Source organism: Acinetobacter sp. YH12058 (assembly GCF_013419805.1).
Lineage (GTDB): Bacteria > Pseudomonadota > Gammaproteobacteria > Pseudomonadales > Moraxellaceae > Acinetobacter > Acinetobacter towneri.
The window spans coordinates 17,697-39,706 of sequence record NZ_VOZL01000005.1 but is presented as its reverse complement, the minus strand read 5'-3'; the positions used below and the strand labels follow the sequence as shown (position 1 = coordinate 39,706).

Sequence of the window (22,010 nt, the reverse complement as noted above, 5' to 3'; positions counted from 1 at the left end):
TTTTATAAAATTTTGCAATTAAATACGCTGTAATGGTGGATGAAAAAAATTACGTAAAACCGTCAATTCATCGTGCTAGTATAAGCCCCATGTTGTTTAGACCCTAAAGCTATATACATGTTCCAACACGAAATTTCCCAACTCAATTTAGCACAACTGAAAGCTGGCGAAAAACGCTGGATTGGTAATCTACAAGGTTCTGCCGCAGCATTATTATTTAAAGAAATTGGTCAGCAGAATCAGCATTTATTTGTGATTGTCGCGCGCAATCAACAACATTTGGCGCAGTTAGAAAGCGAATTAGAATTTTACGGGGTAAAACCGACTATTTTCCCCGATTGGGAAATTTTGCCTTATGACCGCTTGTCACCGCATCAAGATATTGTGTCGGAGCGTTTGGCGATTTTATCCAATATGCCGCAGCAAGGTGTATTGTTGGTTTCGGCAACCACTTTGGCACAACGTGTTGCACCAACCTCATGGGTGTTAGGCGAGCATTTCGATATTCGTGTTGGGCAAAAGTTTGCTTTGGAACAACAAAAGCAGCGTTTGGTACAAGCAGGCTATCATCTGGTCGATACAGTCTATGATCATGGTGAATTCGCTGTGCGTGGCAGTATTATGGATATTTATGCTTCGGGACAGGAAGCACCCATCCGTATTGATTTATTTGATGATGAAGTTGAAACCTTAAAGTTTTTTGATCCAGAAACGCAGCGTACCACCCAAAGTTTGCAGAATTTTACGGTTTTACCCGCCAAAGAATTTCCATTAAAAGAAGGTCGTGCGATTTTCCGTGACCGCTATGCAGAAAGTTTCCCAACGGCAAACCCGAAAAAGAACCCTGTGTATCAGGATGTGTTAGAAGGCATTGCATCGCCTGGTTTAGAGTTTTATTTTCCGTTATTCTTCACTCAAGCACAGTTTGAAGGTCAAAATACATTACTTTCATACTTACCAAAGCATTGCATTGTCATTACAGATAAGGCGGTGGATGACTGTTTAACTCAATTTTGGAAAGATGTGCTGTATCGTTATGAGGACAGACGTCATAACATCGACCAGCCGATTTTGCCGCCTGAGCAATTATTCCTACAACCAAATCAATTATTAGAACAACTGAATCAATTTGGACGTGTGATTGCATCGCCCGAAGCTTTTGAGCAAAAAGCAGGTGTAGTGAACTTAAGCACACTTGTACCACCACGTTTGGCGGTTGATCCTAAACAAGAACAACCCTTTCATGCCGTTAAGCAATATATTGATGCGGCCAATCATCCTGTTTTATTGGTGGCAGAAAGTGCAGGTCGTCGTGAAACCTTAAAAGATGCGTTGCGTGCCGCTTTGGGTGAAATTCCACAAGTGGAGAGTTTTGAGGCATTTCAGCAGTCTTTACAAGCCATTGCGATTACCAATGCACCTTTAGATCGCGGCTTGGTCATTCAAGATCAATTGAGTGTAATCTCAGAAAATCAGTTGTATGAACATCGTGTGGTGCAGCGCCGTCGTAAACGTCAGCAGGAAGTTTCTGAAGAGTTTTTAATTCGCAGTTTGACCGAGTTAAGCATTGGTGCACCTGTGGTACATATTGATTATGGCGTAGGGCGTTATGCAGGTTTAATTACTTTAAATATTGATGAGCAAGAGCATGAGTTTTTACAACTTGATTATGCCGATGCTGCAAAAGTGTATGTACCTGTTACCAATTTGCATTTAATCAGCCGTTATAGCGGTGGTGATCCAGACCTTGCGCCTTTGCATAAATTAGGCACAGATGCATGGAATAAAGCCAAACGCAAAGCGTTGGAACAAATTCACGATGTGGCAGCAGAATTACTGCATATTCAGGCACGTCGTCAATCTAAACCGGGTTTTGCTTTTGAGTTGGATCATAGTCTTTATATGCAATTTGCCAGTGGCTTTGCTTATGAAGAAACCCTAGACCAAGCCAATGCAATTGAAGCGACTTTACATGACATGCAACTGGCAAAACCAATGGATCGTTTGGTCTGTGGTGATGTTGGTTTTGGTAAAACCGAAGTCGCCATGCGGGCTGCATTTGTCGCGGTACAGAATAATAAACAAGTCGCGGTATTGGTTCCGACCACATTGTTGGCACAACAGCATTATGAATCTTTTAAAGACCGTTTTGCCGACTGGCCTGTGCGTATTGAAGTCTTATCGCGTTTTGGTTCAAGCAAATCTCATCAAAAAACCATTGAAGATTTAGCTGAAGGCAAAGTCGATATTGTGATTGGGACGCACAAAATTCTGCAAGAAAATATTCAGTTCAAGCAGTTGGGTTTAATGATTGTCGATGAAGAACATCGTTTTGGGGTGCGTGACAAAGAACGTATTAAAGCGCTGCGCGCCGATGTGGATATGCTGACTTTAACCGCAACGCCAATTCCACGTACCTTAAATATGGCATTTAGCGGTATGCGCGATTTATCCATTATTGCTACACCACCTGCACGCCGTTTAGCGGTCAAAACCTTTGTGCAAGAGCATACAGGCGATACGGTGAAAGAAGCCATTTTACGTGAATTGTTACGTGGTGGTCAGGTGTATTTCCTGCATAATGAAGTGGAAACCATTGAGCGTAGTGCTGAAACCATTCGTGAATTGGTACCAGAAGCGCGGGTTGCAGTTGCGCATGGGCAAATGCGCGAGCGTGAATTAGAGCAAGTCATGCAGCAGTTTTATCATAAAGAATATAACGTGTTGGTTTGCTCAACCATTATTGAAACAGGGATTGATGTTCCAAATGCCAATACCATTTTAATTGAACGTGCAGATAAACTCGGATTGGCGCAGTTGCACCAACTACGTGGTCGTGTTGGACGTTCGCATCACCAAGCTTATGCGTATTTGCTGGTACCTTCCATTAAGGGCTTAAAAGGCGATGCTGAAAAACGCTTGGATGCGATTCAGCGTGCCTCAACTTTGGGTGCAGGTTTTATGCTGGCAACCGAAGACTTGGAAATTCGTGGTGCGGGCGAATTACTGGGTGAGCAACAAAGCGGTTCAATGCAAGCTATTGGTTATAGCCTGTATATGGAAATGCTGGAAAAAGCCACCAAAGCCATTCAAAAAGGTAAAACCCCTAACTTCGATGCACCATTGTCTTTAACTGCAGAAATCAACCTGCACATGCCTGCTTTAATTCCAGATGATTATTTGGGCGATGTGCATCAGCGCTTATTGTTCTACAAACGCATTAGTAATACCGATACTCAAGAAAAGCTTGATCATATCCGTATGGAGTTGATTGACCGTTTTGGTATTCCACCACAAGCGGTGAAACAATTATTTGCTGTACATCAACTGCGTTTAAAAGCAGAGCAGTTGGGCATCACTAAAATTGATATTGGTACAAATGGCGGTCATATCGAATTTTCACCAGATACACCTGTGCAAGCCATGAGCATCATTCAAATGATGCAAAAACATCCGACCTATTTCCGTATGGATGGTGGACAGCGTTTAAAAGTGATGGTGATGTTGGAGGAAGCTGAAAAGCGGATTCAATTTATTGCCGATCTATTAAACAGCCTGCTAAAAACTTTGCACAGCTGAGTTTAAAAATGCAAATTGATCCAAATATCATATCGGTAAATTTATGAATATTTGCTAAGAAACCTCTGATTCTATAATGAATATTATTCATGATGAATTTGGTTAAAATTGCACTTTATTTACATCGAAACATGATGGGAATCATACTCAGTTCACTAGGGATGTGATAGTATTACCCATCATTACAATTTGCGTCATTTATAAAGATATGTTTAGTTTGCATCCACAACTTGCTCAAGATACTTTTTTTGTAGGCGACTTTCCTCTGTCAACATGTCGTTTAATGAATGATATGCAATTCCCTTGGTTAATTCTAATTCCACGTGTGCCAGGGGTTACAGAACTATACGAATTAAGCCAGGCAGACCAAGAACAATTTTTACGTGAATCTAGCTGGTTATCTAGCCAATTATCACGTGTATTCCGTGCCGATAAAATGAATGTGGCGGCTTTAGGTAATATGGTTCCACAATTGCATTTTCATCACGTCGTGCGTTATCAAAATGATGTGGCTTGGCCTAAACCAGTTTGGGGTACGCCAGCTGTACCATACAGCAATGAAGTTTTGGCTCACATGCGTCAAACCTTGATGCTTGCTCTGCGTGGTCAAGGCGATATGCCATTTGACTGGCGAATGGATTAATTGAAATGAATTGCCACGCAGGATGCGTGGCTTTTTAATCCTAGATTGGAGTAGGCCGCGGTGTTCATGTACAATTGGATGGAAAGAGATCCCAAACAATTCGAATTTCTGCATCGTTTAGTCGGGTATGCAAGTTTATCCCTGATTATGGTGGTCTATCACTACACCTACGCCGATACCAATTATCAAATTTACCTTCCGTTTTTTCTTACTTTTTTATTACTGATAATTCCTAAATTTTCGCGTTGGCTGCAATATAAATATAGTCATCAAGCCAAGCGTAATATCCTGTTTATTATTGATATTGTGGTAGTCGCAGTATGTTTGTCTGCGGTACATCTGAATTTGGTACTTACTTTTGCCGCTTTATTTGCGCTGCTATATACCGCCATTTATATTAAAGTTTCTTTCTTTTTGGTGGCATTGGCATCCTTATTGGCGGTCACAGTTTTTTATTTTTGTAATATTTTTATTTTTGGTTTTAACGAATATTTTGAACAAAGCAGTACCGAACTTACGATTTTAGCCTTTTTATGTATGATCTTTTACTTTGGCATGGGCAGTGCCTATCAGGCACGTCGTATCCGCTATACCACGGCAAAGAAAGACCATTACTACACACAAATGAACCGCTATATGGAATTTGCGAATCAGCTTAGTCGCTATGCACCTTTGCAGTTGTGGCAATCGATTATGAAAGGTGAGTCGGAAGCGAAAATTGAATATAAACGTAAAAAAATGACGATTTTCTTTTCTGATATTCAAGGCTTTACTGAACTTTCTGAAACACTAATTCCAGATGATTTAGCATTCCTGCTCAATGATTATTTAAGCCACATGACCGAAATTGCCAAGCAATATGAAGCGACGGTGGATAAGTTTATGGGTGATGCGATTTTAATTTTCTTTGGTGATCCAAATACGCAAGGTGTTGAACAAGATGCTAAAACTTGTGTAGAGATGGCTATTGCGATGCGTCAGCAAATGAAATTGTTACGCGAACGTTGGGTCAAAATGGGCTATCCGCCTTTACATATTCGTATGGGTATCAGTACAGGATATTGCCACGTTGGGAACTACGGTGCAGCACATCGGATGGCATATACCATTGTTGGGCGTGATGCTAACTTAGCTGCGCGTTTGCAAAGTGCGGCCGAAGTTGATGAAATTTTACTTTCAGATGACACTTATAAACTGATTAAAAATGATTATTTGTGTGCTCCGAAAGCACCGATCTTTTTAAAGGGGATTCAAGGTCCTGTAAAAACTTGGCAAGTGATGGAAAAATATGCGGCCAGCAAGTCGGATTATCAGCGTTGGTTTGACTACGAATATAAAGGTTTTCATTTGTTGCTTAATTTGGATGAAGTGCAGAATTTTGAATATCCTGAGCTAATTACCGTATTAGAAAAAATGATTAAAAGAATTCAAACGCAGCAAAAGCTGACCAACTCACAGGGCATTGTAAAACTTAATCTTGAAGATGAAGTGATTGAACATCCACCTGTTGAAGAAATTGCCAAAACTCATATTCCTGAAAAACACTAAAATTTTTCTTATAATGTAGATCTCGTTTAACTTTTAAATCCTCAAAAATTTTAAATCTAAAGTTGTGCAATAAAAAAAACTGCGCCGTAGCGCAGTTTTTTAGAATTAGCATCATTTTATGATTAATGATTTTCTGAAGCATGGTTAATGGTGTATTTTGGAATTTCGACTTCCAAGTCTTCATTGACCACTTTAACCTGACAAGATAAGCGTGAATCAGGCTCTAAACCCCAAGCACGGTCTAATAAGTCAGCTTCAACATCATCCATTTCTTCTAGGCTGTCAAAGCCTTTACGAACAACAACGTGGCAAGTGGTACATGCACAAGACATATCGCAAGCATGTTCAATTTTAATGCCATTTTCAAGTAAGCTTTCGCATAAGTTGGCATTTTGTTCGACTTCAAACTCAGCACCTTCTGGGCAGAATTGCGCATGTGGAAGTACTTTAATACGTGGCATAATCTTTACCTTAAATTAGTTTGAGTTTGACCAGTCGTCGAGTTTAGTGCCTTTAAGTGCTGTATCAATATGTTGATTCATACGAATTGCAGCAAAAGCATCACTGTGTATTTTAAGCTGTTCAACAGCATGTTCAATGGCTTTAATGTCTTGTCCAGTCAATTCGGCTTCCAACTGCGCTTTGGCAGTATTTAAAGCTTCTAATTGTTCTGGGCTTAATAGTTGTGCATCTACTTTTAAGGCTTGTTGTAAAGCTTCAAGTTCACGTTGTGCTTCAACTTTGGTTTCATGCAAATGACGCAATTGCTTGTCTTCTTCTGCATATTTGAAACCATCTAGCAGCAAACGCTCGGTATCTGCTTCAGATAAACCATAAGATGGCTTGATGTCGATATTTGCAGTCACACCAGAAGTGGTTTCTTTAGCAGAAACACTGAGCAAGCCATCAGCATCGACTTGGAACGTAACTTCAATGCGTGCCTGACCCGCAGTCATTGGTGGAATACCGTGTAGCACAAAACGACCTAAGCTACGACAATGTTCTACCAAATCACGCTCACCTTGTACCACATGAATCAACATGGCAGATTGGCCATCTTGATAAGTGGTAAATTCTTGGCGACGTGCTACAGGAATTGCAGTATTGCGTGAAATTAAGCGTTCCACCAAACCGCCCATGGTTTCTAAACCCAAAGACAGTGGGGTAACGTCTAATAGCAACGAACCATCTTTGCTGTTACCAATTAGTTGATTGGCGGTAATTGATGCACCAATTGCAACCACTTCATCTGGGTTAATTGTGCATAATGGTTCTTGATTAAATACTTCACGAACAGCTTTTTGTACGGCATAAGAACGTGTTGAACCACCAACTAAAACTACATTTTGAATGTCATCTAGGTCAAGTTTGGCATCGCGTAATACACGTTTGCATACACTAATGGTTTTATCTAAAGCAACCTGAATAATACTTTCAAAGTTTGCGCGGTCTAATTGCAGCGTGTGCTCTAACAGTTTTAATTCAACACTTTCTGCATTGCTGAGCGCTTCTTTGGCTTTACGTGCAGACACAATAAAGTGTGCATATTCTGCATCATCTAAACTTTCAATATTCAGCTGTTTTTTTGCCCATTTTACAATCAGACGATCTAAGTCATCACCACCCAAAGCAGTATGACCGCCAGTGGCTAAAACTTCAAAGACACCTTGTGAAAAACGCAAAATAGAAACGTCGAAAGTACCACCACCTAAGTCATAAATAACATAGTAACGGTCTTGTTCTAAATTGGTTTCCTGATCTAAGCCGTATGCAACTGCAGCAGCAGTAGGTTCGTTTAATAAGCGTAAAACTTTTAAGCCTGCGAGTTCTGCCGCATCACGGGTAGCTTGACGTTGTGCTTCATCAAAATAAGCAGGAACAGTAATTACTGCACCATTGATTGGATTCTGCAAGCTTGCTTCAGCACGGTCTTTGAGCTGCTTAAGCAGTTCTGCGGAAATTTCAACAGGCGTTTTACGACCTTGTGCTGTTTCAAAAGCAGGCATTTGAGTGTCTTCACCCACCAAAGTGTAGGGGTGTTGAAACTTGATGTCTGCTTTAGAGCGCCCCATAAAGCGCTTAACTGAAACAATGGTATTTTTAGGATCTGTAGTAATAAACGGCGCAGCATCGTTACCATATTGGCTGCTTTGTTCTGCATAATGGACAATTGAAGGCAGTAGTACACGACCTTGTTCATCCTGTAGCACTTTGGCTTTACCAGAAAGCATGGTGGCAACCAATGAGTGGGTGGTGCCTAAGTCAATACCAATCGCGATACGATGTTCATGCGGTGCACTTGATTGACCTGGTTCTGCAATTTGCAAGAGCGCCATTATGTAAAATCCTTTGCCCGTTAAATATTTAAATACACTAAATTAAAAATCATCATCTAAATCAAAGCTATCGTCATCTAAGAAACGATCTTCAGCTTTGTCTATATCTGCCATGACTTTAATGAAAAAACGTAACTTGCGGACTGTGTCTCGTGCTTCAGCCCAATCTTCTTCGGCATAGTCAATTTTAAACTCACGTACCAAACCATCAATCCATTGCTGAACTTCAACTTTGAGGGACTGCAGGTCTTCGGCAGCACTTGCATCATCCAGTTGCTCTCGAATTTCTAGAGCATCCTGTAAAAATTCAAAATCATGGATGGATTGATCGAGATGATAATCTTGCTTTTTCAATGAGAGTAAATATGCAGCACGACTGTCTACCGCAGAGAGTTGCTTAAACGCCTGATTAATTTTACTAGATTTAATCAAGGCTTGATCTTTGTCTTCGGCTTTGTCGGGGTGATATTGCTGCTGTAGCTTTAAAAATTCAGCTTTTAAAGTAGCGAAATCAATATCGAGTGCAACAGGAAGATTAAACAACTCAAAATGATTCATGGGAGATGGAATCCGCGATTAGTGTGCAAAATTGGCTGCATAAATGCAATTAAAACAGTGTATTGTACACTGTTTTAAGCTAAAAAGAGGGAGGTGGCGTTATACCGTGAACGATTCACCGCAGCCACATTCACCTTTTTTATTGGGGTTGTTAAACTCGAAACCTTCGTTTAAACCATTTTTGACATAGTCCATTTCCATGCCATCTAGGTAAACTAGGCTTTTCGGATCAACGAAAACTTTAACACCAAACTGTTCAAACATTTGGTCGTGCGTATCGACTTCATCTACAAATTCGAGTACATAAGCCAAACCAGAACAGCCTGAAGTTTTCACACCAACGCGAATACCTTCACCCTTACCGCGATTCTTTAAGTAATTGCTGATATGAGTTGCAGCATTTTCAGTTAAATTGATCATGAAAACTCCGTTTGTTTTTCCACAAAACCCAGCAAATTAAGCTTTAGTTTTTTTGCTGCGATAGTCTTCTACAGCAGCTTTAATTGCATCTTCTGCCAATACAGAGCAGTGTACTTTCACTGGTGGAAGGGCAAGTTCGGTAGCAATATCAATGTTCTTGATCGCTTGTGCTTCATCTAAAGTTTTACCTTTAAGCCACTCAGTAACCAAAGAACTAGAAGCAATGGCAGAACCACAACCATAAGTTTTGAAACGTGCTTCTTCAATCACGCCTTCATCGTTAACTTGAATTTGTAGACGCATTACATCGCCACATGCAGGTGCGCCCACCATACCTGTACCAACGTTTTCAGCATTTTTGTCTAAAACGCCAACATTACGAGGGTTTTCGTAATGATCAATTACTTTATCGCTATAAGCCATGTCGCTTCTCCAAACCTCGGGGTCAGCCTTAATATAAATATGGGGGTGAAATTACCTTTATCAATCTAATGGCTTCCTGTCAAAGCCATTAGATTTGGGATGAATTAGTGTTCAGTCCATTCTACTTTAGAAAGGTCAATCCCTTCTTTATACATATCCCAAAGTGGTGAAAGTTCACGTAACTTTTCAACAGCAGCTTTAGTGACTTCAAGTACATGATCAATATCTTCTTCAGTGGTGTATTTACCAAAGCTGAAGCGGATTGAGCTATGTGCAAGTTCGTCTGAAAGACCTAAAGCACGCAATACATAAGATGGTTCTAAAGTTGCAGATGTACATGCAGAACCAGAAGATACTGCAGCATCTTTCAGTGACATCATTAAAGATTCACCTTCAACAAAGTTGAAGCTGATATTTAAGTAGTTTGCTACGTTCTGAGTTGGGTGGCCGTTCAGGAACACTTGTTCCATTGAGTTTAAGCCATTCCAAAGCTTGTCACGCAATACACGTAAACGTGCTTGTTCAGAAGCTAAGTTTTGACCAGCAAGCTCAAACGCTTCGCCCATACCTACAATTTGGTGTGTCGCAAGTGTGCCTGAACGCATACCACGTTCGTGACCTCCACCATGCATTTGTGCTTTTAAACGAACACGTGGGCTGCGGCGAACGAAAAGTGCACCAATACCTTTAGGACCATAGATTTTGTGTGCAGAGAAGCTCATCAAATCTACTTTTAGAGTAGATAAGTCAATTTCAACTTTACCTGCGGCCTGTGCAGCATCTACGTGGAAGAAGATTTTTTTAGCACGGGTGATTTCGCCAATTGCAGCGACATCGGTAATGGTACCAATTTCGTTATTCACCATCATCAAAGATACTAAAATCGTATCTGGACGAATTGCCGCTTCAACCATTTCAGGAGTAATTAAACCTGTTTGTGGTTGTGGCTCTAAGTAGGTGATTTCAAAACCTTCAGATTCAAGCTCACGACAAGTATCTAAAATGGCTTTATGCTCAATTTTAGAGGTAATGATGTGTTTGCCTTTAGAAGCGTAGAATTGTGCTACGCCTTTAAGCGCAAGGTTGTCAGATTCGGTTGCACCTGAAGTCCACACGATTTCACGTGGGTCTGCTTTGATCAAGTTCGCAACTTGTTCACGTGCATATTCAACTTTTTCTTCTGCTTGCCAGCCATAAGCGTGCGAACGAGAAGCGGCATTACCGAAAGTCCCATCAAAAGTCAGGCACTCCATCATGCGTTCTGCAACTTGAGGATCTACAGGAGTGGTTGCTGCGTAGTCAAGATAAATTGGACGTTTCATGTCAAATACCTGTAACCGATAAAAGAGCTGAATCAAACGGTGCTGTGTTCTGGCGAATGGCAACAGTTTGTACGTTGTCACGCGCAACTAAGTCAGCAAGTGAGATTTTAGCGAGATAGTCGGCAATATGATGGGAGAGTTCCTGCCATAAATCGTGAGTCAAACACATTGCACCATTTTGACAGTTGCCTTTATGGTCGCAACGGGTTGCATCAACAGTTTCGTTTACGGCTTCAATGATTTCTAGCACAGTGATTTCATTTGCACTACGTGCTAAATGGTAACCACCGTTAGCACCGCGAACACTAGACACTAAGCCGTGGCGCTTAAGTTTTGCGAATAACTGCTCAAGATAAGCAACAGAAATAGTTTGACGTGCTGCAATTTCAGCAAGCGTGATCGTTTGTTCAGTTGGCTGCAAAGCTAAATCAAGTAGAGCAGTCACTGCGTAGCGACCGCGAGTTGTTAAGCGCATGATTCGATACACATGATTAGACTAGATATGGGTATTGTATGAATCCCGACTAAATTAGTCAAGTATTTTATTATGATATCGTGCGCAAGGATTTACGCTGTTTTTATTGATATTTTAATGCGTTTAAACGATCCATAAATTATACACTAATAACGTAATTAATAATACTGTTATTACTCCAAAGGCGATGTTAATGCGCTTTTGACGACGTTTAATCCGACGAATACGGTTTTTATGCTGTTTAAGCTCAACTTGTAGGGTGTTGATCTTAGAGCGTTGTTCATCAATTTTGTCTAAAAGTGGGGCAATGCGCTTTTTAGAACCAATCACTTCTTGTTCTTGCGGTGCTTCTTTCAGCCATTGTTTCCAGTCAGCTAAAACTTTGGGTGCACTAAAATGCAAAATTAGATCACGAAACTCATCTTTAAGGGTAATGTCACCATCTATACGCATGTGTTTAATACTGCGACGATTACCTAAAATAAAGATTTTAAATAAATCTATGAGGGTGGTGCGCACATCTAAATCGACAGCTTGTTCAGGTGCTTTGCTGTCAAATAAGATGCCGTTTGGATTGAATTCCACGTAAATGTCGAAATAAGGAATATAGCTATTAATTTTAATGGTGATTTTCTGGTCGACAAACTTTTTAGCCTGCAAAGCGACCACACGATCATGTTTTAGAATAAAGCTAAAAATTGTTTCCAGCACAATCATGAGCATGGTCAGCAACAAATGTGGATTACTTTGTCTTTGTTGCGAATCACTCATAAAATCAAGTCCCTAAATCTAAAGTTGAATTCCTTGTTTTGCGCTTCGTTGAGAATACATTCTAAGAAGCGCAGCGAATAATCTTGCTTTGTAGAACAGTTTAGCAAAACGATCAAGTATTTAATTTGCTATTATGAAAGCATTTTGTAGGTTTATTACATTTATGTGCGCATAAAATAAGCAGGAGAGAGGTTCATGGAAAAAACGACGGATAGCGTAGAAGAGCATTTGCTTGAATCAGAAACCACATTGAAAAATAAAGATAAATTACGCTCAGGACGTAAATCATCACTCGATTTTCGTAAATATACCAAGCAAATTTGGCTAGCAGGTTTAGGTGCATTTTCACGCGCAGAAGAAGAAGGCAATAAATTGTTTGACTCTCTGGTCAAGGTGGGTGAGGAATTAGAATCTAAAACTACAGAAATTGCCGATCAAACAGTTGAAAAAGTGTCTGAAAAAGCCAAAGAGTCGGTCATTGATACTAAAGATAAAGTTGAGCGTTTAATTGACCATAGCGTCAATCATTCTTTAAATAGAATTGGCTTGGTGACAGCAAAAGACCTACAACATTTGGAGCAATTGGTACTGCAATTACATGCCAAAGTCGATGCGTTGATTGAAGAAAATAAACAATTAAAAGAAGATGTCGCGAAAAAGTAATTCTGTGCAAAGGGGGCTTAAAGTATGTTGCTTTATTATACATCGGGTATTTTAGGGCAAAACTGAATAGAGGCTAATAGTTCCATCGTTTTACCATTTATTTTGCATAAAAGCGTGCAGGGAGTATTGCTTTTACCCTCAAAGCATTGCTATAAAGGCGTTACGGTAATTTAAATTAAATCTCTGGACCTTAAATAAACGATATTAAGAGGACGTAATTTTCATGAATAAATCAGAATTAATCGATGCAATTGCAGAGAAAGGGGGATTGTCTAAGACTGATGCAGGTAAGGCCTTAGACGCAACAATTGCTTCTATTACTGAAGCGCTTAAAGCGGGTGATACTGTAACCCTCGTTGGTTTTGGTACATTTAATGTGAAAGAGCGTGCTGCTCGCACAGGTCGTAACCCACAAACAGGTGCTACACTTGAAATTAAAGCAAGCAAAGTACCAAGCTTTAAAGCGGGTAAAGGTTTAAAAGATTCAGTAGCATAATCTTTTAAAATGCCAAGAAAGCGCGCCAATTGGCGCGTTTTTTATTAATAATGTCAATAAACGGCTTCAACGCATTCATTCGTTGAGGGTTTTCAGTTAAAATCTCGCACAAATAAAATATTGGAATACTTATGGAATCTTTTCGTAAAGTTATTAAGGGTTGGTTGGGCAAAGTTTTGCTCGTCTTGTTCTTGACCCCTTTAGCACTTGTAGGTATTGAAGGATATTTTAGTGGAGGTCAGTCTGAAGACACTGCACAAACAGTCAATGGTCAGCAAATTTCAAAACGAGAATTAGATAATCTGACCAATTCCTTGAAAGAACAATACTTGGCCTATACCAATGGTGATGAAACACTATTGAATCAAAATTATATTCAAAACAAAGCCAAAGATACGTTGGTTGCACGTACCTTGTTATTACAACAAGCTGAGAAATTAGGGATTTCTTTGAGCGATGCACAAATTGAACAAATGATTGCACAGCAACCGAATTTCCAACAAGATGGCAAGTTTTCTGAAAGCTTGTATGCGAACTATCTGCAATCTGTAGGCATGACCAATCAGGCGCTTGTGGCAAATTTACGCCAAGACCATGCGTTAAAAATGCTGAGTGCTAGCTTTACCGATTATGCTTTAGTTAGCCCGTCTGATATTCAGCAAATTGCCAATTTACAAACCCAGCAACGTACTTTGCATTTATCTAGCATTAAGTTAGATGACTACAAGAAAAACATCATCACAAATGCACAAGAGATTGCTGCGTATTATGAACAGCACGCCAATGCCTTTAAACAGGTTGCTAGCGTTGATGTCGATTACATTGTGGTGACTCCAGCCAATATTGCACCTGCAAATACGGCTGTCACTGACGCAGAGTTACAACAGGCTTATCAAAAGTTTGTCGAAACTCAAAAAGGTGCTGCTGTACCGACAGTGAAACATATTTTAATCACCAACGATGCGCGTGATGATGCCGCAGCTAAAAAACTTGCAGAGCAAGCCGCAGCTGAAATTAAGCAAGGTACAAGCTTTACTGCAGCTGCACAAAAGTATTCGGATGATCCTGAGTCTAAAGCCAAAGGTGGTGAGGTTGCAGGTTATGAAGCAGGCGTATTTGGCGATGCCTTTGACAAAGCCGTGGGTAGCTTAAAATCTGGTGAAGTATCACAGCCGATTAAAACTCAATATGGCTATCATGTGATTCAAACAGAAGGTGCTACAGTTCAAGTCCCTGCGTTTGAAACTCAAAAAGCACGTTTAATGGCAGAGTTGCAAAAAGCCAAAACTGAAAATGCGTATACCGATACCATCAACAGCTTAAATGAATTGGTGGTGAGTAGTGATGCTTTAGATGTTGTGGCAGAAGAAGTGAAAACGGCCAAAGTCGAATCTGTTAATGGTTTAACTTTGGCGGCGCAGCATCCTGTTTTAAGCCAGCCATCTGTCAAAGTTAAATTGTTTAATGATGATGTGAAAAATGGCGATCGCAACGCATCGAGTAACATTACTTTAGCCAATGGCGATGTGGTATGGGTGAAAGTGCGTAATTACCATGCCGCAGGTGTGCAAACTTTAGAAGAAGCAACACCCCGCGTAAAAGCTAAACTGATTGAGAAAAAAGCCTTTGATGCAGCGAAAAAAGATATTCAAGCTGCGTTGGATGCCTTTAAAACTCAACCTGCAGCGACCGTTTTGGCGAAAAACCAAATCCGTTTTGAAAATGCAGGCACATTCACCCGTGCAGATGGTTTGTTAAAGCGTGAAATTGAACGTGCTGCATTTAGTGTGCTTGCGCCTAAAGATGGTATGTGGTCAGTAACAACAGCATCTATACCAAATGAATTAGTGGTGGTAGCTGTATCAAATGTAAACGATACTACATCGAATGCTTTAACGCCTGAGCAACTGAAAGAGTTAGCGCAGTTGTATCAACAATTACGTGCTCAACAAGAGCTAGATGACTATACGCAATATTTGAAATCGAAAGCGAAAATCAAATAAGTGATGAACATCTACAAAAAAACCAGCAAATTTGCTGGTTTTTTTGTGCATCTAAAATGATTAAGTAAGCAGTTTCAAGATTTATTCAGCGCGAATTTTTAGCTCATAACCTGTGTATTTACGAATGTTGATGACACCTGTATCCAAGATTAAATATTGCCCTTTAATTCCTTGCAGTTTGCCGCGAATGATTGGGGTTTTATCTAAGTTATGCGATTTAATTTTCTCAGGATACTGTTCTACAGGGTACACAAATTCACGCGGAAGTTCCTGATCTAAAAGCTCTACCGTTTCGTTGAATTCAAGGTTTTGACTAAACTCATCACGAATGGTCTGAATTTTAGGCGCAAACTCTTCAATCAGTTGTTCACGCACTTCAATTAGGTTTAGCGGCTCTGCTTCGCCTTTGAGTAGTTTGCGCCAGTCGGTTTTATCTGCGACTTGTGTACCAAACATAACTTCCAATTGCCCAGATAAACGGCGTGAGCCGACTTTCATAATTGGCAAGGCTTGAGTTGCGCCCTGATCTAGCCAACGTGTTGGCATTTGACCTAAACGGGTGATTCCCACTTTTAAAGCACTTGAATTGGCTAAATATACGATGTGCGGTTGAAAGCAGACTTCTTGAGCAAAACTATCTTCACGACAGGTACCTAAATGATAGTGACAGGTCTCAGGCTTCATGATGCACATATCGCAAGATGCTTTGGTTTTAAAACACTTGAAACAATGTCCTTGCGAATAGGATTTTGGTGTTTTCACACCACAAGAAACACAATAAATATTGCCCGTCCATTCCAGTTCAAGTTCTTGCCCAAGCTGAAAAGGCAGGTCAATTTCTGCACGGTCTAGAATAAATTTATATTCAACATTTGCCTTGTGTACCTGTTCATCAGTTACACTATGGTCCTTAAGACCTGCGTGCATTTTATGGCAAATGCCTTGTAGTTCCATAAGAATACTCTCTCGAAAATGAAGGAATGCAGTGATGGCTGAAATGCGTTTAATTCAAGCATTAATTGATGATTTATCTCAACAACAGCCAATTTCTACTGCATTGTGTATAGGGCAAAATATTGAAGCAAGCCCGAAGTATAACAATCAAGCGGCTGATGAGCAGCCAACTATCCAATGGCAGTATTTTAGCGCATTGGCATTTTTAAATCTGCCTTTTACCCAACGTTTTGATTTGGCAGTTGTATTTTTAGATGCTGCCGATTTTGCTGTGCAGACGCCACAACACACCTCGCAAATTTTGGTAAAGCTACGTGATTTATTGGCAAAGCGTATTGTGGTAATTGCTGCACGTGAAGATGAGCAATTGCTTAGAGCACTTGGTTTTACGCAATTGATTGAACATCGCTTTGAGCAGCATCATTTATGCTTATGGCAATTTAATATTTTGACTTATAAGCACGTGCCTGATTGGTTTAATTCTAAGTTTTGGGCAAACCCTGAAAATTGGGATAAATTCCGCTGGTAAGTGCTGAATTACGATCACAAAATTCTAATAATGATAATTAATTCACATAAATTTAGGGTATTGCAAAATTTAACAATTTCAAGCGCGCAATTCAGTCAAAACTTCGTATGCTGTCATAAGGGCATTATGAGGAAAATAAAATGACCAATTTAAGCAATATTGTTGAAATTTTAGCAAAGCAGGCATTGGGCGCGAATCAGCAATCTAATCAATCTCAAGGCGGATTGGGTGGTATTTTAGGTTCGGTTTTGGGGCAACTTGGTGGTAATAACCAACAATCTGCGCAAGGCGGCTTGGGTGGCATTTTAGGTTCGGTTTTGGGGCAACTTGGTGGTAATAACCAACAATCTGCGCAAGGCGGCTTGGGTGGCATTCTTGGTTCGGTACTAGGTCAGTTAGGTGGGCAACAACAGCGTTCTGCTACAGGTGCTTCAGGTACACAAAGTTTATTGATTGCAGTTTTGCCTTTGGTGTTGGCATGGATTCAAAAACAGGGTGGCTTGCAAGGTGCTTTGGATAAACTCAAAGGACAAGGCTTAACCAGTCAGGTGGATGATTGGGTGTCTACAGGCCCAGGTGAAAATGCGCATGTAGGTGCTGAACAAGTACAAAGTTTATTTGATGATGCCGATGTAGAGCAGGTCGCACAGCAAACTCAGGCGCCAAAGCAAGATATTTATAATGCGATTTCTGCAGTATTGCCGCAAATTATTGATTCATTGACACCACAAGGTGAGCAAACTAGCAAACAAGAAGCCAATGATGATATTCAACAAGTGATGAATTTAGTGTCTGGATTTTTAAAGCGTTAATATTGAAAAATTCAGCTTTGCAAAACTGACTTGAATAAACTAAGCCAGCAAGTTTGTTGGCTTAGTTTTTATTTGGTTTTTTAAGTATGCAAAAAACACGCCGAAGCGTGTTTTTATGTTTTAAGTTTGGTTCAGACTTAGAAGTCGTAACGGAAACCTAAAGAAAGAGCTGTTGAGTTTTCGTCTTTAGCACCTTTTACGGAGTTACCAAAGCTACGACCTTCTTTCCAAGGAGTAAGATCAGCATTTTTATCATTTAACATGGTTGCAAGGTTTGCGTATACACGTACAGCCTTGTCTAAACGATGTTCCACGCCAACTGCTAAAAGTGTAGAATTTGCATCTTCGGTGTCAACGTCACGGTGGAATACCTGACCACGTACATAAGTCTTTGGTGCTACTTTATAGTCTGCCGCTACACCAAATACTTGTGCATCAGCATATTTGGTTGCAGTACCTTCCAAGTCATGTGTAAGATATTGGTATAAACCACCTAAGTTTAGTTCTGGTGTGATTTTGTATGCTGCTGCGATACGGAATCCATCACGCTCACCCGAGCCAATTGCAGAGTTTTCTTCATAGCGTTCATAAGCAGCTGCAAAGTCAACAGGACCTTCTTTATAAGTTAAAGCCAGATCGTAAGCTTTATTGTCGTCCTGACCTTCTCCGGTCGTTGCATCTTTGGGAATTGAAGTGCTTGGATGTAATGATAAAGCTGCAAGTACGTTAAAACCACCACCGAATTTAGGAGATTTATATTCAACGGTATTTTCATTTCGTTCATCAAACTTATTATCACTAACACGTGTTACGTTACGAATGTCACCAACCATATCACCAAAGAAGTTCACTGGACCACGAGCAACTTTAAATGGGCTGTCAAAACGACCTGCACGTACTTGACCAAAGTCACCTTTTAAACCTACGAAAGTATCACGAGTAGCAAAGTCTACGCTTTTACCATCTTGGCTACCGCTAGCAAAGTTAACTTCTTGTTCAACTTGACCAAAAACAGTCATGCCGTTTTCTAATTTTTGTTCAGCTTTGAAGCCTAAACGTGATGAGTTAGAAGAAAGACCAACTTCGTTATAGTCTTTACCATCATCAAGATAGTCTAAAGATACGTGTGCACGACCATAAACTTTAACATCAGCAGCCATAGCTAATGCTGGTGTTAAGAAGGTTGCCCCAACTGCTAATGCGCAAAGCGTTTTTTTCATGTGTAGCTCCAATACAGACTATTGTTTTTAGTCCTAAACATTGTTCAGAAGTAGGGTAGATCTACTGCTGTTCTCTATTGGTGCTAAGTATTCCTTACAAATGCGACAGTAATATTAAGGAGATATTTCAAAATTATTAAAAAGAACAAATTAGATCAAAAACTTACTTTTATTCGCATTTTTTTAATGATTACATTTTTATTTATAGAAAAATATGTGAAATAAATAACTTAATTGCAAAGGGAAAGACATCTTAGTGTCATAAATGGTGATATAAATGAATGAAGAAAGCTGAATGCAAAAAAATGGAGCAGCTGCTCCATTTTTTTTGTATGACATTTTTGAAATATTTAAAGCGCTGCTTTAATTTTTTCCGCTTGAGCTTTAATTTTTTCTTGGTCGCCCATTTGTGCAGCATGTTTCCCAAGTTGATGAACCGATGTTGGAATTAAGTGAAAATGCACGTGGGGGACAGTTTGACCTGAACTTGCACCAGACAATTGCATTAACACGATACCATCTACACCCAAAGCTTGCTCCATTGCTTTCGCAATTTTTTGCACAATTTGAATAGTATAGGCTGCTGCATCTGCGGGTAAATCCAATAAAGTCACTGCAGGCGTTTTAGGAATCACGAGAGTGTGACCATCGGCTTGCGGCATGATGTCCATAAAAGCAAGCACTTGGTCATCTTCATACACTTTAATTGCAGGAAGTTCGCCACGTAGAATTCTTGCAAAAATATTTTGATCATCGTAAGCCATTATGATTCCTTAAATTCAGCTTTGATATTTCAGAACGGTTATTTACAGTTCAGTTCTTTTTGACGTTCTTTGATTGCGTCAAGACGTTGTTGTTCTTTTTCAGAAAACTTAGGTTTGGTTGTATAGCAGTTGTCATTACCAAAACGTGCTTTAGCTTCTGGGTCTTTGAAGCAGAACCCTTTAGATGCATAAATAACATCGTGGTCATTTTTCAGTTTCTGACATTCTTGTTCAGATGCAAAAGTAGTTGAACTTGCCCCAATTAAAGTTGCAAGGCTTGCAAATACGGCAATGCTAAACTTGTTCATAAGAGTTTCCTCTACTTAATGATGGTGTGACTAGCCACTTGATACACATTATTGGGTTTATGGCTGTATATTCAATGGCGAGTTCTTACTCTAGGGTAATATTACTCCATAATTCATACATTTTCACAGCAGTGGAAAAATCACTGTCTTTTTCTGCGGTTAAATTCGCTGCCTGAATCAGGCTTTGGGTTAAAGCCAATACAGGTGCAGGCAAAGCTGCTTCACGGACTAAATCCAATGCGATTCCTGTGTCTTTGGCCAGTAAAGGCAGAGCAAAAGTCTTTGGAAAAGCACGGTTCAGTACTCGCTGCGGCAAAATCATTTCCGTTACTGCGCTTTTACCGCTCGAAGCATTAATGCATTGCAAGGCCTGATTTAAGTTTACGCCATGCGCTTTTAAGGTGGTAAAGCCTTCAGCTGCAGCACACAAACTTACTGCCATTAACATATTGTTCACCGCTTTTACGGCAAAGCCAGCACCGGGTTCCCCCACATGCTGAATCACTTTACCAAAAGCCTGAATTGCAGGTAAGGCTTTTTCAAAAGCAGTTGCTTTACCACCAATCATGACTGTTAAGGTGGCATTTTCTGCACCAATCGTTTGTCCACTTACAGGTGCATCTAAAAAGTCGATCTGTTGTGTTTCAAGTTGTTGTACCAATTTTTTAGCACTTTCGGGTACGCCACTGGTGCAATCGACCCAGACTGAACCTGCTTTCAGCGGAACTTGTGCAATCAGGTTTTCAACTTCGGTACTGGTAGGCAAGCAAGAAAAAATAATATCTGCCTGAACCGCTTGAGCCAATTCAACCGCTTGTGTGCCGTATTCAGCAGCATGTTGCTCGGCTTTGGCAAAGTTACGATTCCAGACATAGACCGTATCAAAATGTTTAGGTAAATGGGCTGCCATGCGGTAGCCCATTGCGCCTAAGCCAATAAATGCAACAGATTGAATCATGTTTTTGCTCTCTTTATGCAATTTTGCTAGATCGTTGTTCTAACCAAGTGGTCAGTTTAGGCCAGAATTCATTGGCACTTTTTTGACTGGACATTAAACCCAAATGTCCACCTGGAATAAGAGTAAACGTGACATCGGTACTACTTGTCAATTCACATAAAGGTTGAGCAGCTTCAGCAGTGACAATTTGATCGCTATCACCCGCACCGACCAAAAGTGAACAATGAATATTTTTAAGGTCTATCTGATGTTGTTTGAGTTGAATATGACCTTGTTTGAGTGGGTTTTGCAGCCATACATTCAATACCATGTCCTGATTAATCCCACCCGGATAATCAATCATATTATTTAAAAAATTGGCTAAAGTTGCGTTTTCATGCAAGGTTTGTAAGTCGTGCAGATTCGACAGCATCTGTTTATTGCTTTCCAGCCATGCTCTAGGGTCTAAAATCTTAAAACCAATCGCATTGATTAAACCCGGTGTATGAATTAAATGCTTTGGAATTTTTCCTGAATAAAAGGCATGTTGCAATTTGGGATATTTAGAAATCAGTTGATTGGTCAGTTGAAAGAGTTTACCAACCCGCCCCGAAGCATAGCTATCTACAGGGCTACCCAAAACCATCAAGTTTTTAATATGAGTTGTTTGTTGGTCGGCGGTATAAAGCATGGCAAAAATACCCGCCATACTCCAACCATGTAGTGAAATTTGTTCGACTTTGGCGTGTTGTAAAATGAGTTGAATACAATTAGGGATTGCATCCTGAATAAAAGCCATAAAATTTAAATGACAATGTTGATAGGTCAATTGTCCCCAATCAACCAAATACACATCAAAACCGCTATGCTGAAAATGTTTCACTAAAGAGCGATAAGGATATAAGTCATAAATCGACATGGTAATTGCTAAAGGCGCAACAAAAACCAGCGGCTCTTTATATTGCTTATCTGGCGAAGCGTAATAGCGAATCTGCGCATACTTATAACGTGCCACGATGTCGTATGGCGTGGTCTGAGATAAGATCAAATCACGGCTTTTAAATAAGCGAGTGCTGAGGTTTTTAAGCTTTTTTCGGTGCGGATTAAATTTTCTTTGTAGCTGATTCATGAGGTGTTCCATCACACGTGGCGCCGATTTGAATGAAGTCTAAGCGATATTTATACATTTTACCTTGACCTTAAATGCGCTTGGCGCTCAAAATGTTGGCAATTATTTAACAAACAGGTC

Annotated in this window: 22 protein-coding genes; 8 read left to right on the top strand and 14 right to left on the bottom strand. The window is 40.1% G+C overall.

From position 1 onward, the window contains the following. Nucleotides 1-117 precede the first annotated feature (117 nt). From mfd to FTU09_RS04910, 3 genes are all read left to right on the top strand, one after another. Entirely contained in the window at nt 118-3,579 is a 3,462-nt protein-coding gene (gene mfd, locus FTU09_RS04920) for a transcription-repair coupling factor (protein WP_180079664.1), read from the top strand. 208 nt (nt 3,580-3,787) lie between these two features. Continuing rightward, entirely contained in the window at nt 3,788-4,222 is a 435-nt protein-coding gene (locus tag FTU09_RS04915; RefSeq protein ID WP_004976660.1) for an HIT domain-containing protein, read from the top strand. A 66-nt stretch (nt 4,223-4,288) separates the two neighbouring features. Continuing rightward, a complete protein-coding gene (locus FTU09_RS04910) occupies nt 4,289-5,770 on the top strand; it encodes an adenylate/guanylate cyclase domain-containing protein (protein WP_004976658.1) in 1,482 nt (493 codons plus the stop codon). Nucleotides 5,771-5,892: 122 nt separating this feature from the next. On the opposite strand, the gene fdx is transcribed toward FTU09_RS04910, so the two are convergent. The 8 genes from fdx to FTU09_RS04870 form a co-directional block, all read right to left on the bottom strand. Continuing rightward, nucleotides 5,893-6,231, bottom strand: coding sequence for an ISC system 2Fe-2S type ferredoxin (gene fdx, locus FTU09_RS04905; protein ID WP_004976656.1), 339 nt, complete (start codon nt 6,229-6,231; stop codon nt 5,893-5,895). 15 nt (nt 6,232-6,246) lie between these two features. Next, nucleotides 6,247-8,106: a Fe-S protein assembly chaperone HscA gene (gene hscA / locus FTU09_RS04900; RefSeq protein ID WP_180079662.1), complete on the bottom strand. Its 1,860-nt coding sequence runs from the start codon at nt 8,104-8,106 to the stop codon at nt 6,247-6,249. A gap of 42 nt (nt 8,107-8,148) precedes the next feature. Continuing rightward, nucleotides 8,149-8,664 (bottom strand): Fe-S protein assembly co-chaperone HscB, encoded by a 516-nt coding sequence (gene hscB, locus FTU09_RS04895; protein WP_180079660.1) that lies wholly within the window; start codon nt 8,662-8,664, stop codon nt 8,149-8,151. A 99-nt stretch (nt 8,665-8,763) separates the two neighbouring features. After that, nucleotides 8,764-9,084 carry an iron-sulfur cluster assembly protein IscA gene (iscA, locus tag FTU09_RS04890; protein ID WP_100241673.1) on the bottom strand — a complete coding sequence of 107 codons (321 nt, stop codon included), beginning with the start codon at nt 9,082-9,084 and terminating at the stop codon, nt 8,764-8,766. Between the two features lie 36 nt (nt 9,085-9,120). Beyond that, nucleotides 9,121-9,507: a Fe-S cluster assembly scaffold IscU gene (iscU, locus tag FTU09_RS04885; protein WP_004976649.1), complete on the bottom strand. Its 387-nt coding sequence runs from the start codon at nt 9,505-9,507 to the stop codon at nt 9,121-9,123. A gap of 104 nt (nt 9,508-9,611) precedes the next feature. Beyond that, a complete protein-coding gene (locus tag FTU09_RS04880; RefSeq protein WP_168419046.1) occupies nt 9,612-10,829 on the bottom strand; it encodes an IscS subfamily cysteine desulfurase in 1,218 nt (405 codons plus the stop codon). 1 nt (nt 10,830) lies between these two features. After that, nucleotides 10,831-11,304, bottom strand: a complete 474-nt coding sequence (locus FTU09_RS04875) for an Rrf2 family transcriptional regulator (protein ID WP_004976645.1) — start codon at nt 11,302-11,304, stop codon at nt 10,831-10,833. Between the two features lie 123 nt (nt 11,305-11,427). After that, a complete protein-coding gene (locus FTU09_RS04870; RefSeq protein WP_180079659.1) occupies nt 11,428-12,075 on the bottom strand; it encodes a hypothetical protein in 648 nt (215 codons plus the stop codon). Between the two features lie 195 nt (nt 12,076-12,270). Here FTU09_RS04870 and FTU09_RS04865 point away from each other — a divergent pair, with 195 nt between their 5' ends. From FTU09_RS04865 to FTU09_RS04855, 3 genes are all read left to right on the top strand, one after another. After that, nucleotides 12,271-12,738: a phasin family protein gene (locus tag FTU09_RS04865; protein WP_004976642.1), complete on the top strand. Its 468-nt coding sequence runs from the start codon at nt 12,271-12,273 to the stop codon at nt 12,736-12,738. A 223-nt stretch (nt 12,739-12,961) separates the two neighbouring features. Beyond that, nucleotides 12,962-13,234, top strand: a complete 273-nt coding sequence (locus FTU09_RS04860; protein ID WP_004976639.1) for an HU family DNA-binding protein — start codon at nt 12,962-12,964, stop codon at nt 13,232-13,234. 131 nt (nt 13,235-13,365) lie between these two features. Then, nucleotides 13,366-15,237, top strand: coding sequence for a SurA N-terminal domain-containing protein (locus FTU09_RS04855; RefSeq protein WP_180079657.1), 1,872 nt, complete (start codon nt 13,366-13,368; stop codon nt 15,235-15,237). Nucleotides 15,238-15,318: 81 nt separating this feature from the next. Here FTU09_RS04855 and FTU09_RS04850 read toward each other — a convergent pair whose 3' ends face one another. Further along, nucleotides 15,319-16,191, bottom strand: coding sequence for a DUF2797 domain-containing protein (locus FTU09_RS04850; RefSeq protein ID WP_131261455.1), 873 nt, complete (start codon nt 16,189-16,191; stop codon nt 15,319-15,321). Nucleotides 16,192-16,225: 34 nt separating this feature from the next. On the opposite strand from FTU09_RS04850, the gene FTU09_RS04845 reads away from it, so the two are divergent. Both FTU09_RS04845 and FTU09_RS04840 read left to right on the top strand, forming a co-directional pair. Further along, nucleotides 16,226-16,720 (top strand): DUF6231 family protein, encoded by a 495-nt coding sequence (locus tag FTU09_RS04845; RefSeq protein ID WP_167845983.1) that lies wholly within the window; start codon nt 16,226-16,228, stop codon nt 16,718-16,720. 140 nt (nt 16,721-16,860) lie between these two features. Beyond that, nucleotides 16,861-17,532 carry a YidB family protein gene (locus FTU09_RS04840; RefSeq protein WP_180079655.1) on the top strand — a complete coding sequence of 224 codons (672 nt, stop codon included), beginning with the start codon at nt 16,861-16,863 and terminating at the stop codon, nt 17,530-17,532. Nucleotides 17,533-17,669: 137 nt separating this feature from the next. On the opposite strand, the gene FTU09_RS04835 is transcribed toward FTU09_RS04840, so the two are convergent. From FTU09_RS04835 to FTU09_RS04815, 5 genes are all read right to left on the bottom strand, one after another. Further along, entirely contained in the window at nt 17,670-18,752 is a 1,083-nt protein-coding gene (locus FTU09_RS04835) for a porin (RefSeq protein ID WP_004976633.1), read from the bottom strand. Between the two features lie 350 nt (nt 18,753-19,102). Continuing rightward, nucleotides 19,103-19,516, bottom strand: a complete 414-nt coding sequence (locus FTU09_RS04830) for an HIT family protein (protein ID WP_131261454.1) — start codon at nt 19,514-19,516, stop codon at nt 19,103-19,105. 38 nt (nt 19,517-19,554) lie between these two features. Next, nucleotides 19,555-19,824, bottom strand: coding sequence for a YARHG domain-containing protein (locus tag FTU09_RS04825; protein WP_004976631.1), 270 nt, complete (start codon nt 19,822-19,824; stop codon nt 19,555-19,557). Between the two features lie 85 nt (nt 19,825-19,909). Further along, on the bottom strand, nt 19,910-20,782 hold the full coding sequence (locus FTU09_RS04820; RefSeq protein WP_167845985.1) for an NAD(P)-dependent oxidoreductase: 873 nt from the start codon (nt 20,780-20,782) through the stop codon (nt 19,910-19,912). A 13-nt stretch (nt 20,783-20,795) separates the two neighbouring features. Continuing rightward, on the bottom strand, nt 20,796-21,890 hold the full coding sequence (locus FTU09_RS04815) for an alpha/beta fold hydrolase (RefSeq protein WP_131261453.1): 1,095 nt from the start codon (nt 21,888-21,890) through the stop codon (nt 20,796-20,798). Nucleotides 21,891-22,010: the final 120 nt, after the last annotated feature.

What these genes read in the sequence shown, in the direction of transcription:
- mfd (WP_180079664.1), top strand. Translation starts at nt 118, where the DNA reads ATGTTCCAACACGAAATTTCCCAACTCAATTTAGCACAACTGAAAGCT.
- FTU09_RS04915 (WP_004976660.1), top strand. Translation starts at nt 3,788, where the DNA reads ATGTTTAGTTTGCATCCACAACTTGCTCAAGATACTTTTTTTGTAGGC.
- FTU09_RS04910 (WP_004976658.1), top strand. Translation starts at nt 4,289, where the DNA reads ATGTACAATTGGATGGAAAGAGATCCCAAACAATTCGAATTTCTGCAT.
- fdx (WP_004976656.1), bottom strand. Translation starts at nt 6,231, where the DNA reads ATGCCACGTATTAAAGTACTTCCACATGCGCAATTCTGCCCAGAAGGT.
- hscA (WP_180079662.1), bottom strand. Translation starts at nt 8,106, where the DNA reads ATGGCGCTCTTGCAAATTGCAGAACCAGGTCAATCAAGTGCACCGCAT.
- hscB (WP_180079660.1), bottom strand. Translation starts at nt 8,664, where the DNA reads ATGAATCATTTTGAGTTGTTTAATCTTCCTGTTGCACTCGATATTGAT.
- iscA (WP_100241673.1), bottom strand. Translation starts at nt 9,084, where the DNA reads ATGATCAATTTAACTGAAAATGCTGCAACTCATATCAGCAATTACTTA.
- iscU (WP_004976649.1), bottom strand. Translation starts at nt 9,507, where the DNA reads ATGGCTTATAGCGATAAAGTAATTGATCATTACGAAAACCCTCGTAAT.
- FTU09_RS04880 (WP_168419046.1), bottom strand. Translation starts at nt 10,829, where the DNA reads ATGAAACGTCCAATTTATCTTGACTACGCAGCAACCACTCCTGTAGAT.
- FTU09_RS04875 (WP_004976645.1), bottom strand. Translation starts at nt 11,304, where the DNA reads ATGCGCTTAACAACTCGCGGTCGCTACGCAGTGACTGCTCTACTTGAT.
- FTU09_RS04870 (WP_180079659.1), bottom strand. Translation starts at nt 12,075, where the DNA reads ATGAGTGATTCGCAACAAAGACAAAGTAATCCACATTTGTTGCTGACC.
- FTU09_RS04865 (WP_004976642.1), top strand. Translation starts at nt 12,271, where the DNA reads ATGGAAAAAACGACGGATAGCGTAGAAGAGCATTTGCTTGAATCAGAA.
- FTU09_RS04860 (WP_004976639.1), top strand. Translation starts at nt 12,962, where the DNA reads ATGAATAAATCAGAATTAATCGATGCAATTGCAGAGAAAGGGGGATTG.
- FTU09_RS04855 (WP_180079657.1), top strand. Translation starts at nt 13,366, where the DNA reads ATGGAATCTTTTCGTAAAGTTATTAAGGGTTGGTTGGGCAAAGTTTTG.
- FTU09_RS04850 (WP_131261455.1), bottom strand. Translation starts at nt 16,191, where the DNA reads ATGGAACTACAAGGCATTTGCCATAAAATGCACGCAGGTCTTAAGGAC.
- FTU09_RS04845 (WP_167845983.1), top strand. Translation starts at nt 16,226, where the DNA reads ATGGCTGAAATGCGTTTAATTCAAGCATTAATTGATGATTTATCTCAA.
- FTU09_RS04840 (WP_180079655.1), top strand. Translation starts at nt 16,861, where the DNA reads ATGACCAATTTAAGCAATATTGTTGAAATTTTAGCAAAGCAGGCATTG.
- FTU09_RS04835 (WP_004976633.1), bottom strand. Translation starts at nt 18,752, where the DNA reads ATGAAAAAAACGCTTTGCGCATTAGCAGTTGGGGCAACCTTCTTAACA.
- FTU09_RS04830 (WP_131261454.1), bottom strand. Translation starts at nt 19,516, where the DNA reads ATGGCTTACGATGATCAAAATATTTTTGCAAGAATTCTACGTGGCGAA.
- FTU09_RS04825 (WP_004976631.1), bottom strand. Translation starts at nt 19,824, where the DNA reads ATGAACAAGTTTAGCATTGCCGTATTTGCAAGCCTTGCAACTTTAATT.
- FTU09_RS04820 (WP_167845985.1), bottom strand. Translation starts at nt 20,782, where the DNA reads ATGATTCAATCTGTTGCATTTATTGGCTTAGGCGCAATGGGCTACCGC.
- FTU09_RS04815 (WP_131261453.1), bottom strand. Translation starts at nt 21,890, where the DNA reads ATGAATCAGCTACAAAGAAAATTTAATCCGCACCGAAAAAAGCTTAAA.